This window comes from Wolbachia endosymbiont of Nomada ferruginata, assembly GCF_001675785.1.
Lineage (GTDB): Bacteria > Pseudomonadota > Alphaproteobacteria > Rickettsiales > Anaplasmataceae > Wolbachia > Wolbachia pipientis.
Map to the genome: position 1 here is coordinate 1 of NZ_LYUY01000042.1, position 11,245 is coordinate 11,245.

The 11,245-nt window shown below is 35.7% G+C and carries 9 protein-coding genes, 2 rRNA genes and 1 pseudogene; 5 read left to right on the forward strand and 7 right to left on the reverse strand.

Annotation, left to right across the window (positions count from 1 at the left end; all coding sequences use genetic code 11):
- Nucleotides 1-69: 69 nt before the first annotated feature.
- From BA053_RS03345 to pstC, 5 genes are all read right to left on the reverse strand, one after another.
- Entirely contained in the window at nucleotides 70-249 is a 180-nt protein-coding gene (locus tag BA053_RS03345; RefSeq protein ID WP_245611051.1) for an ankyrin repeat domain-containing protein, read from the reverse strand.
- A gap of 302 nt (nucleotides 250-551) precedes the next feature.
- Nucleotides 552-695 carry a hypothetical protein gene (locus BA053_RS07640; RefSeq protein WP_156518021.1) on the reverse strand — a complete coding sequence of 48 codons (144 nt, stop codon included), beginning with the start codon at nucleotides 693-695 and terminating at the stop codon, nucleotides 552-554.
- Nucleotides 676-1,020 (reverse strand): F0F1 ATP synthase subunit epsilon, encoded by a 345-nt coding sequence (locus BA053_RS03350; RefSeq protein WP_065095371.1) that lies wholly within the window; start codon nucleotides 1,018-1,020, stop codon nucleotides 676-678. Before BA053_RS03350 ends, BA053_RS07640 begins: the two co-directional genes overlap by 20 nt.
- A 12-nt stretch (nucleotides 1,021-1,032) precedes the next feature.
- Entirely contained in the window at nucleotides 1,033-2,460 is a 1,428-nt protein-coding gene (gene atpD / locus BA053_RS03355) for a F0F1 ATP synthase subunit beta (protein WP_065094931.1), read from the reverse strand.
- A 101-nt stretch (nucleotides 2,461-2,561) separates the two neighbouring features.
- On the reverse strand, nucleotides 2,562-3,650 hold the full coding sequence (gene pstC, locus BA053_RS03360; protein ID WP_065106756.1) for a phosphate ABC transporter permease subunit PstC: 1,089 nt from the start codon (nucleotides 3,648-3,650) through the stop codon (nucleotides 2,562-2,564).
- Between the two features lie 107 nt (nucleotides 3,651-3,757).
- On the opposite strand from pstC, the gene rpmH reads away from it, so the two are divergent.
- The 3 genes and pseudogenes from rpmH to BA053_RS03365 all read left to right on the forward strand — a co-directional run bounded on the left by rpmH (nucleotide 3,758) and on the right by BA053_RS03365 (nucleotide 4,585).
- Complete coding sequence (gene rpmH, locus BA053_RS06745; protein WP_006279898.1) at nucleotides 3,758-3,892, forward strand: 50S ribosomal protein L34; 135 nt, start codon at nucleotides 3,758-3,760, stop codon at nucleotides 3,890-3,892.
- Nucleotides 3,893-3,959: 67 nt separating this feature from the next.
- A pseudogene (gene rnpA, locus BA053_RS08005) lies at nucleotides 3,960-4,235 on the forward strand (ribonuclease P protein component); the annotation flags it as partial.
- Between the two features lie 86 nt (nucleotides 4,236-4,321).
- Entirely contained in the window at nucleotides 4,322-4,585 is a 264-nt protein-coding gene (locus BA053_RS03365) for a hypothetical protein (RefSeq protein WP_065094928.1), read from the forward strand.
- An 85-nt stretch (nucleotides 4,586-4,670) separates the two neighbouring features.
- On the opposite strand, the gene rrf is transcribed toward BA053_RS03365, so the two are convergent.
- Nucleotides 4,671-4,777 (reverse strand): 5S ribosomal RNA (rrf, locus tag BA053_RS03370).
- Nucleotides 4,778-4,843: 66 nt separating this feature from the next.
- A 23S ribosomal RNA gene (locus tag BA053_RS03375) occupies nucleotides 4,844-7,609 on the reverse strand.
- A 335-nt stretch (nucleotides 7,610-7,944) separates the two neighbouring features.
- Here BA053_RS03375 and BA053_RS03380 point away from each other — a divergent pair.
- Together BA053_RS03380 and BA053_RS03385 are read left to right on the forward strand one after the other, a co-directional pair.
- Complete coding sequence (locus tag BA053_RS03380) at nucleotides 7,945-9,021, forward strand: methyltransferase domain-containing protein (protein ID WP_065106755.1); 1,077 nt, start codon at nucleotides 7,945-7,947, stop codon at nucleotides 9,019-9,021.
- Nucleotides 9,022-9,079: 58 nt separating this feature from the next.
- Nucleotides 9,080-10,864: a ribonucleoside-diphosphate reductase subunit alpha gene (locus BA053_RS03385; protein WP_065094930.1), complete on the forward strand. Its 1,785-nt coding sequence runs from the start codon at nucleotides 9,080-9,082 to the stop codon at nucleotides 10,862-10,864.
- The last annotated feature ends 381 nt before the right edge of the window (nucleotides 10,865-11,245 follow it).

The following is an 11,245-nucleotide window of genomic DNA, read 5'->3' on the forward strand; positions in this document are numbered from 1 at the left end:
TGCATTCCTGCACAATTTATTCTCATGATAAAAACGTCTTAACTTTCTCTCTACTTTTTCTGGGTAAGGTCAATTTGGTTCTGCACCATTTTTGAGTAATAGTTTTACTTCTTGTGCATTACCATCTTCTACAGCTAGGAATAATTGTTCTTCCTGTGTTTTTACGCGTGTTTCCACATTAGATATAAAAAATAACAATACTAAACATGCAATACCAATAATGCTAATATATTTTATAACTTTTCTCATAAGATATTTTACAATGCTTCTAATAATATTAGATATCATCTATAAAATTAAAAAATCCATGAAAGGGGATGAAAATATGTAAAAAAGTATTATTGATTAATTAAAAACAGATTTTGATTTGATAATACTAATAAAATCGATTTATCTTAAATTTACGTTGATTTTTACCTGTTATTTTTTGTAGTTTATCCAACGTAAATTCCAGGTAAAACAAAGTCGTTATCTCCAACCGTTACAACCAACTCTCCTTCTTTAATTTTTATTTGATTAGGTGTATGGTCCCATACCATCACACTCTGGGATCATACACCTAAAGTACTCCGACACTGGGATGACACCCCGGGGTTTCTGGGATGACAAAAAAGAGCCCCCTGAGCAAAAATCTTATAGCCACTTGAATGATAATTGACTTTTTGCCTAAAATAACTAAGAAAGAAACTTCTCATCAAGATAACTTAAATATATACTAATTCTCTTATTTTTAAACGATTTCTCATCATGAATTGCACGATCAAAAACCTGAATTTGACTTGTTATAATGCTACAATTATTACTTGCAACTTCTAATACGCCACTATCAATTACAACCTTCTTTTCTGTTTGATTACTCATTTTAACAGTAATCATACCAGGCAATAAATAAATTAAGTAAGGAGCATGGTGAGCTAAAATCATAAGCTCCCCTTCGAGCCCAGTTACTGAAAGAGAAACCACTCCACTGAATGAAATTTGATCATCAGGAGAGAAAAATTGCACTTTAAAAGTATTCATAATCTTTAACTTTTACTTAGCTTCAGCTTGTATTAATTCAGCCTTTTTTATTGCTTCATCTATATTCCCCACCATATAAAAAGCGGCCTCTGGTAAGTGATCATATTTGCCTTCAACAATCCCTTTAAAACTGGAAACAGTATCAGAAAGTGAAACAAATTTACCAGGCATGCCAGTAAATATTTCTGCAACGTGAAAAGGTTGAGAAAGAAATTTCTGAATCTTACGAGCCCTATCAACAATAATTTTATCTTCATCAGATAGCTCATCCATACCAAGTATTGCAATAATATCTTGCAGTGATTTATAAGTTTGCAATATACGTTTCACCTCAGAAGCTACCTTATAATGTTCTTCACCAATGATTTCAGCAGATAAAGACTGAGAAGTTGAATCAAGTGGATCAACAGCAGGGTATATTCCCATTTCAGCTATTTGCCTTGACAACACTGTGGTGGCATCAAGGTGAGAGAACGTAGTTGCTGGGGCTGGATCAGTTAAATCGTCCGCAGGAACATATATAGCTTGCACAGAAGTAATAGAGCCAGAAGTTGTTGAAGCTATTCTTTCTTGCATTGCACCCATATCAGTTGCAAGGGTTGGCTGATAACCAACAGCTGACGGTATTCTTCCAAGTAAAGCAGAAATTTCAGAACCAGCTTGTGTAAATCTAAAGATATTATCCACAAAAAATAGAACATCTTGGTTTTCACGGTCACGAAAATACTCTGCCATAGTAAGTGCTGTTAAAGCAACTCTAGCCCTTGCTCCAGGAGGCTCATTCATCTGACCATAAACCAAAACAGCTTGAGATTTTTCATGCTCATTTATATTTATTACATTTGAAGTGATCATCTCGTGATAAAGATCGTTACCTTCACGCGTTCTCTCCCCTACCCCGGCAAACACAGAAAATCCTTTATGAGCTTTTGCTATATTATTAATTAATTCCATTATTAGGACTGTTTTACCAACACCGGCTCCACCAAATAAGCCAATTTTTCCTCCTTTAAGATAAGGTGCAAGAAGATCTATAACTTTTATTCCCGTAACTAAAACTTCTTCCTGTATTCTCTGTTCAGTAAAACTTGGAGGTGCTCTGTGTATAGGCTCTAAGTTATATTTTCCCTTCAGTGGACCACACTCATCTATAAGCTCTCCAACAACATTAAAAATCCTTCCTAAAGTTGAACGCCCAATTGGCACCGATATTGGTGCACCTGTATCAACAAATTCATCCCCCCTTGACATGCCATCTGTGCTATCCATAGCAATACAACGAACTATATTGTCACCTATATGCTGCAAAACTTCTAAAACCAGCTCCTTATCCTTATATTTTAGTTTGCTTTTTAAAGCATTAAATATTTTAGGCAATTCACCTTCAAATTTTATATCAACAACTGCTTGAGTTACCTTAATCGCTCTACCTATATTCATCTCTTTATTTTTATCACCTAACACTATAATTCCATAAAAGAACTTCTAAAGAAAATAAATTTTATATTATTAATAGAAATTTTGCAACATTAAAACGCTTACTAGTTACGCTTCATTACAAACAATGCAAATGCATTTAATAGCCAAGTAATAATAAACAATACTAAACTAAGCGCATAAGCAGCAAGAGTTTGTACACTATTGAAATCCTGATCTCCGGTAAGTAATGTAGCGATCTGCACGGTAATGGTAGTAACTGAATTAAGAGGGTTAAAAGTCAAATTTGCGTTGATTCCCACAGCCATTAGCACAATCATTGTTTCACCTATCACTCTTGAAATTGACAATAAAATTGCACTTAAAATTGTAGGCATTGCATAAGGTATTGTTATATGCCATATAGTTTCCGCTGGAGTTGCACCAAGTGCCATGAAGCCATAACGCAAGCTTTTTGGAATAGATCTTATGGCATCTTCGAGTAAAGAAATAATAAAAGGAAGAATCATTATCCCAATCGATAAACCGGCAACTAAGGCACTTTCTGAGTGTATACTTAAACCAAAAAAATTTGCTACCTGCTTTATAAAGAAAGACAAAAACACAACCGCGAAATATCCATATACAACCGTAGGAATAGCAGACAAAATTTGCAAAGTTGTATTAACAATATAACGCACTTTCTCACTCGCATATTCACTAATATATATTGCAGAAAATAAACCAAGCGGAACGACAACTAACATTGCTATAATAGTTATAAGTAATGTACCCACCAAAAGCGGCGCTATACCAAAACATCCTATCTTCTCTTCATTGATAGTGACTACATTGTGGCACCATTTCAAGCAAAACAAGAATTCTGAAATAGCTACTTTATTAAAAAAACTAATGGATTGAATAAAAATAGACAGCATTATAAATAAAGTGATAAAAAATGATATGGCCAAAGCCACAAATAACGAAAGTTTTATTATTTTATTTCTTTTATTTTTAAAGATAAAAGCAAGCATGAAAAAAAGTAACGCTATAGAAATAAAAGTTACAAAACAATTATTATAGAATACTAACAACCAAGTTAGCATCCATACACAACTAAGATATAGATAAGATTTAACCTTATTTACTTCTTGAAACCTACTAAAACAAAATAAAAGGATTAGTAAGACAGGTATGACTATCACCGAATTCATTCTTCCATGCATCAAATTTTATTCTACGAAAATGTCATACAAGTTCACCATTATTTGACAATAAAGTAAAACAATTTAAAATAAATAATTATATTAATATAAAAACAATGAAGAGAACATTTCAACCAAAAAATTTGATAAGAAAGCGCAGACACGGATTTCGTTCACGTATGGCAACAAGAGCTGGAAGAAAAATCCTTAATAGGCGCCGTTCATTAGGGTGTAACAAATTATGCGCATAGTAAGTATAAAAAAAAAGATTTTTCTTCTGCTTTCAAAAATAAGTTAGCACTCAACAGTCTTTTTTATCGTGGGCTTTATATATCACTGTACGCTATAAAAGAAAGAGAACCTGAAAAGTACATTCATACTATTAGAGTAGGTCTGGCTATCAGTAAAAAAACCGGAAAAGCAGCAAAAAGAAATAAAATAAAAAGGCAACTACGAATGCTTGCTAAAATTAGCATTTTAAATATAAGTAATATAGGGCACTACTACATAATACTAACTCATAGAAACATTATGCAAGCAAGTTATAAAAACTTACAAAAAGATCTAACTATTTGCTTAAAAAAGATAAAATAAAAAAAAATCTCAATTAAGGTATTTACAACTATATTTTTTATGATAATATAGGTAAAATTTTTAAAAATAGTTAATGGGTGTGGTGAATGGTAGAGCATATAAAAGAGGTAAATAACACAGGCTTTGGTCAGATGTATCAATTCTTATTTCTTCCTAAAGGAACAGGAACAGATTGGAGGTCAGCATTTCGCCAACAAGAAGAATTATTTAAAAAAGTGGGAGGTAATGTAATATTACCAGAAATCAGTAATTCTCCTTCAAAAGGGAATCAATTAGGGGAAGTAGGAACAATGCTAAATAATGTAGAAAATGACCAAGAACATATAAGAAAAAAAAGATATCGTGGTTAAAGTAAAAACTTAAAGAATAGTAACAAAACAAGAAAGTTAAAATATAAGTATACCTACTGTCTAATTAACAAAGAAATTTTTATAAACTTGGCGGCGACCTACTCTCCCTTTTCAAGTACCATCAGCGCTAAAAAGTTTCACTTCCGAGTTCGAGATGAGATCGGGTGGTTCATTTTTGCTATAGCCACCAAGTCAATAAAAATTTCTAACTTAACAATTTTAACTTAATATTTAACACTGCATACACACATATAGAAAGCAAATAAATCAATCAGGCTATTAGTACTAGTTAGCTTCACATGTTACCATGCTTCCACACCTAGCCTATCAACGTGGTAGTCTTCCACGGCCTTAATTGGGAAATCTTTTTGAAGAGGGTTTCTTGCTTATATGCTTTCAGCAATTATCCCATCTATACATAGCCACCCAGCGATGCTATTGGCATAACAGCTGGTACACCAGAGGTATATCCATCTCGGTCCTCTCGTACTAGAGTCAGACCTTCTCAAATTTCCTTCACCCACGGCAGATAGAAACCGAACTGTCTCACGACGTTCTAAACCCAACTCACGTATCACTTTAATCGGCGAACAGCCGAACCCTTGGGACCTTCTTCAGCCCCAGGATGTGATGAGTCGACATCGAGGTGCCAAACGGTGTCGTCGCTATGAACGCTCGAACACCATCAGCCTGTTATCCCCGGCGTACCTTTTATCCGTTGAGCGATGACCCTTCCATACAGAATCACCGGATCACTATGACCGACTTTCGTCTCTGCTTGGCTTGTCAGCCTCGCAGTCAGGCAAGCTTATGCCATTATACTATCAAGCTGATTTCCGACCAGCTCTAGCTTACCTTCGCACGCCTCCGTTACTTTTTAGGAGGCGACCGCCCCAGTCAAACTACCCACCATACAATGTCCTAGTTCCAGATAATGAAACATAGTTAGATATCAAAAGTGTAAAGGGTGGTATCTCAAGGTTGACTCCATTATAGCTAGCGCCATAACTTCAAAGTCTCCCACCTATCCTGCACATCACACTTTTAATAGCAATGTAAAGCTATAGTAAAGGTGCACGGGGTCTCTTCGTCTAACCGCGGGTACCCCGCATCTGCACGGGGAATTCAATTTCGCTGAAGTGATGTTGGAGACAGTGGAGAAATCGTTACGCCATTCGTGCGGGTCGGAACTTACCCGACAAGGAATTTCGCTACCTTAGGACCGTCAGTGTTACGGCCGCCGTTTACTGGGGCTTCAATTCGGAGCTTGCACCCTTCCTATTAACCTTCCAGCACCGGGCAGGCGTCAGACCCTATACTTCCACTTACGTGTTTGCAGAGTCCTGTGTTTTTAGTAAACAGTCGCTACTCCCTATTTTGTGCCACCTACTCATAGTTGCCTAAAAGCAGGTTACCCTTCTTCCGAAGTTACAGGTATAATTTGCCGAGTTCCTTCAACATCATTCTTTCAACACCTTAGTATACTCTACTCATCCACCAGTGTCGGTTTGCGGTACGGCCTCATAAATATAAGTGCTATTTCCTGGAGCTTCTTTTAAGCATAGATCAATCCAATAAGATCTATACAAATACGAAACCCGTCACACTTAAGAGGTTTAGGAATATTAACCTAATTGCCATCGACTACTCCTTTACGGACTCGCCTTAGGAACCGACTAACCCTACGCAGATTAACTTAACGTAGGAACCCTTAGATTTTCGGTGAGAGTGTTTTTCACACTCTTTTACGCTACTTATGTCAGCATTCTCACTTCCGATATCTCCAGCAGTTTTCACAAACCACCTTCACAGACTTACGGAACGCTCCGCTACCGCGCCTATTGATCGAAATCAATAAGCACTCACATCTTCGGTATACAGCTTTAGCCCCGGTACATTTTCGGCGCAGAAAAACTTATTTAGACAAGTGAGCTGTTACGCTTTCTTTAAAGGATGGCTGCTTCCAAGCCAACCTCCTAGCTGTAATGGTTTTTCTACTTCCTTCCCCACTTAGCTGTAATTTTGGGACCTTAGATAGTGATCTGGGTTGTTTCCCTCTTCACCACGGACTTAGCACCCGTAGTGTGCCTGCTGTATAATTAATTGTTGGTATTCGGAGTTTAGTTAGATTTGGTAAGACGGTGAATCCCCCTAGTCTATCCAGTGCTCTACCCCCAACAACATACATACAACGCTCTACCTAAATAGATTTCGCGGAGAACCAGCTATTTCCAAGTTTGATTGGCCTTTCACCCCTAATCACAACTCATCCAATAATGTTGCAACATTAACTGGTTCGATCCTCCAGTGTGTTTTACCACACCTTCAATCTGGTCATGACTAGATCACTTGGTTTCGGGTCTAATCCATAAAACTAAAACGCCCTATTCAAACTTGCTTTCGCTACGCCTACACCTAACGGCTTAAGCTTGCTTCATAGATTAACTCGCTGACCCATTATGCAAAAGGTACGCTGTCACTCTAAATATCAATAAATTGATATAGAGCTCCAACTGTTTGTAAGCACTTGATTTCAGATTCTATTTCACTCCCCTCCCGGGGTTCTTTTCACCTTTCCCTCACGGTACTTGTTCACTATCGGTCGTTAAGGAGTATTTAGGCTTGGAGGATGGTCCCCCCATATTCAAACAGGATTTCACGTGCCCCGCTCTACTCAAGGATTTAAAAACTTTCTACTTATACAGGACTATCACCTTCTATGGTTACTATTTCCAGAGTATTCTAATTCTTATTCTTAAATCACTAGCCTTTTCCGCTTTCGCTCGTCACTACTAACAGAATCTCGGTTGATTTCTTTTCCTTTGGCTACTTAGATATTTCAGTTCACCAAGTTTGCTTTACATACTTAGTACGTAATAACTAGCTAAACTAGTTGGGTTTCCCCATTCGGAAATCTGCGGATCAAAATTTGTTGACAATTCCCCACAGCTTATCGCAGCCTGCCACGTCCTTCATCGCCTCTTAACGCCAAGGCATCCATCAAGTGCTCTTAATAATTTATTTATCCGACTATATGCAGAATATGCAGAGTTAAATATTATTAAAATTGAATTGAGATTAAATTAATCTCTACCATAAAACTTGTCAAACATCTAAAAACTAAATTAATCTTTTATATATTATAACCTAATAAATAATATGTCAACGCCTTTTTGCACAAAACATTTACTTATATTATCAACAACAATATACTAGCAATCCTAAACAGTATAATCTGAGAAATATGTGGTAAACTTATATATACAGTAAAAATTAATAAAAAAGATATTTTGTAAGATAAAATGTGTTAAAATCAATTGCCTAAAAATGATAATAAACATTCGGAGTATTTCTAACGTATGAAAAGTAATCTCTCTTTTATAAAAAACGTTGCTTTAAATTGTATGTCTAAGCTCATTGGCGTATTAAATATTAAGAAAGTAAAACACTTCATTGTGAATAAATATAATACTCTTCATAAAGAAATGACAGTGCTTCTTAAAAAATCTAAGAACCTGTTAAACACCAACATTGAAATCGGTTTATATCACTTTTATAAAGGTAGCATATCAGACGCAAAGTTACGATTTTGGTTAATTAGCATATTTTACCCCCATTTACCTATAGTCTGGTATAACATCGGAAGGTGTCATTTTGCGGTAGGGAATACTAACAAAGCTTATAATTATTTAACAAGGGCACTAAAATTAGATAATGACCACGAGGAGGCGTCTTACTATATAAAAAAAATGACAAACTCAGCGCCTATTAGAGAATTGCCAAAAAACCTCATAAGACAATATTTTGATTACACAGGTGAATATTTTGTTGAGCATTGGTTGATTGCCAAACAATATAGAGGGCATGAACTTGTACACATGATAATTACAAAAATCTTCAACAACTCCACTTCTGAGCTCAATATACTTGACCTTGGTTGTGGAACTGGAATATGTGGTCATTTCTTGAAAATAAATAGTATTGGAAACCATATAACAGGAATTGACATTTCAAGTAGAATGCTAAATATCGCAAGAGGATGCTTTATAAAAGGTAAGCCTGTTTACAATGAATTAATACATATGGAAATGAAAGAGTTTCTTAAACAAGAGAAAAACCAGCAGTATGATGTAATTATCTTTGCTGAAGTGCTACATTATCTACATGACTTTCAAGAAGAATTGGAATTAGCAAAAAGATCTACGAGCAAAAAAGGAGTTATTGTATGTTTAATAAGAAGAAAGGAAGGTGAAGGTATTGACTTTGTAAACAAAGGAGACTATTTTCGTCACTCAGAAAGTTATGTTCAACATGTTGCAAAAGAAATAAATATGCAAATAAGTTATATGAGTTACTGTAAAATATATGGCAGTCAGGTTGACGGTATCTTGTTTGCATTACAGCATCAACAAGAAAGTCCGAAAAACCTAACTTAAAAATTACTCAAAGTGGCTTTTAAGTATCTATATATAATAAAAGGATAAAAGGAATTTTATGAATAACATTACTATTGATTACGCAAAGGACAGCAAATTAACCGACTTTGGAAAAGCAGTTCTATCAGACAGGTATTTAATAGAAAATGAAAGTTATCAAGACCTCTTTGCACGTATTGCTAATTACTATTCTGATAATAAAGAACATGCGCAGCGTCTTTATGACTACATGAGCAACTTGTGGTTCATGCCTTCAACACCAATACTCAGCAATGGTGGCACTAAGAGAGGGTTACCTATCTCTTGCTTTCTTAATGAAACCGAAGACAGCTTGCAGGGAATAGTTGATCTATGGAATGAAAATGTTTGGCTTGCTGCACGTGGTGGTGGAATAGGTAGTTATTGGGGAAATTTACGCTCAATAGGCGAAAGCGTAAAGGGTAGCGGCAAAACATCAGGAATTGTTCCATTTATTGTAGTGCAAAATGCTCTAACGCTTGCAATTAGTCAGGGATCCTTAAGGCGAGGAAGTTCAGCAGTCTATCTTCCTGTATCTCATCCGGAGATAGAAGAGTTTCTGGATTTACGTAAGCCAACAGGCGGTGACCCAAATCGCAAAGCGTTAAATATACATCATGCTGTAATAGTAACAGATAAATTTATGCAGGCTGTTGAGAATGATCAAGAATGGAATTTAATAAGCCCTCACAACAATAAGGTTATTTCAACTGTAAAAGCGCGGGATATATGGATCAAAATATTAACAGCAAGAGTTGAAACTGGAGAACCTTACATTATTTTCCTTAATGCAACAAATAACAATAAGCCAGAATCTTACAAAAAGCTCAACTTAGACATCAAGATGTCAAATCTATGCAGTGAAATAACTTTAACCACAGGTTATGATCACCTGAATAAATCACGCACTGCTGTGTGTTGTCTATCATCCGTAAACCTTGAGTACTACGAAGAATGGAAAGACAATAAACTCTTCATAGAAGATATAATGCGCTTTCTTGATAATGTATTGGAAGATTTCATAAATAAAGCACCGAATGAAATGCAGCGAGCAAAATATTCTGCAATAAGAGAACGCAGTATTGGTCTTGGTGTGATGGGCTTTCATTCATTTTTACAAAGCAAAATGGTTCCTTTTGAATCAGTAACAGCACAACAATGGAATAAAAAAATATTTAAGTATTTACGCGAGCAAGCAGATATAGTTTCTAAAAAATTAGCAGAAGAAAAGGGAGCATGTCCTGATGCCAAAGAAGTTGATCTAATGGAAAGGTTTACACACAAGCTCGCTATTGCTCCTACTGCTTCGATCTCCATTATTGCAGGTAATACCTCTCCTGGAATAGAACCATATGCAGCAAACGTATTCATACAAAAGACACTTACAGGCTCATTTGTAGTGCGAAATAAATTCTTGCAAAAACTATTAGCAGAAAAAAATCAAGACAATGATAAAATATGGTCTTCAATTTCAACAAACGAGGGTTCCGTTCAGCATTTAGATTTTCTCAGTGAGCATGAAAAATTGACATTTAAAACAGCGTACGAGCTTGACCAAAGATGGATTATAGAACATGCAAGTGATAGAACTTCGTGTATTTGCCAGTCTCAATCAGTAAATCTGTTCTTACCTGCTAACGTACATAAACGTTACTTGCATAAAATACACATGCTTGCCTGGAAAAAAGGATTGAAGAGCTTATATTACTGCAGATCACAATCAATGCAGAGAGCCGATAAGGTCTCGCATGACATATTCAAAAAAAGTGAAATATTGCAGCAAAAAACAGATATTGACTACGATGAATGTTTGTCATGCCAATAGTGACCTTACTCAGAAAAAGTAGAGAGAAAGTTAAGCAAATGGGTAAATAGACTTCTTGCATAACCATATAACGAACTTTTATTGGAAATAGAAACGAAAAAACTTGCTTGACAAACTCCGCCAGCCCCCTTATCATAAACATTGAAGCTATTTATTTATCTTCTCTGTACAGATTAAATGACAAAAAAACTCACGTATCTGGCGTCTCATGTTTAATTTTTTGCACTATGTGCACCTTATGTCTTTATAAAACTTCTACCTACATAAGCTGAAACGCGCTTATAAAGCGTTTAAAACATAAAAAAACGCCAACTTAAAAAATGGATAGTGAATAACTAGCTACCCTAGGGTTTCTTTTGCCTTTTTTTCTGTTTAGTAAAT

Excerpts from the sequence above, each read along its gene's own strand:
- BA053_RS03365 (WP_065094928.1), top strand. The coding sequence starts at position 4,322 with ATGGTAGAGCATATAAAAGAGGTAAATAACACAGGCTTTGGTCAGATG.
- BA053_RS03345 (WP_245611051.1), bottom strand. The coding sequence starts at position 249 with ATGAGAAAAGTTATAAAATATATTAGCATTATTGGTATTGCATGTTTA.
- BA053_RS07640 (WP_156518021.1), bottom strand. The coding sequence starts at position 695 with ATGAGAAGTTTCTTTCTTAGTTATTTTAGGCAAAAAGTCAATTATCAT.
- BA053_RS03350 (WP_065095371.1), bottom strand. The coding sequence starts at position 1,020 with ATGAATACTTTTAAAGTGCAATTTTTCTCTCCTGATGATCAAATTTCA.
- rpmH (WP_006279898.1), top strand. The coding sequence starts at position 3,758 with ATGAAGAGAACATTTCAACCAAAAAATTTGATAAGAAAGCGCAGACAC.
- BA053_RS03385 (WP_065094930.1), top strand. The coding sequence starts at position 9,080 with ATGAATAACATTACTATTGATTACGCAAAGGACAGCAAATTAACCGAC.
- BA053_RS03380 (WP_065106755.1), top strand. The coding sequence starts at position 7,945 with ATGAAAAGTAATCTCTCTTTTATAAAAAACGTTGCTTTAAATTGTATG.
- pstC (WP_065106756.1), bottom strand. The coding sequence starts at position 3,650 with ATGAATTCGGTGATAGTCATACCTGTCTTACTAATCCTTTTATTTTGT.
- atpD (WP_065094931.1), bottom strand. The coding sequence starts at position 2,460 with ATGAATATAGGTAGAGCGATTAAGGTAACTCAAGCAGTTGTTGATATA.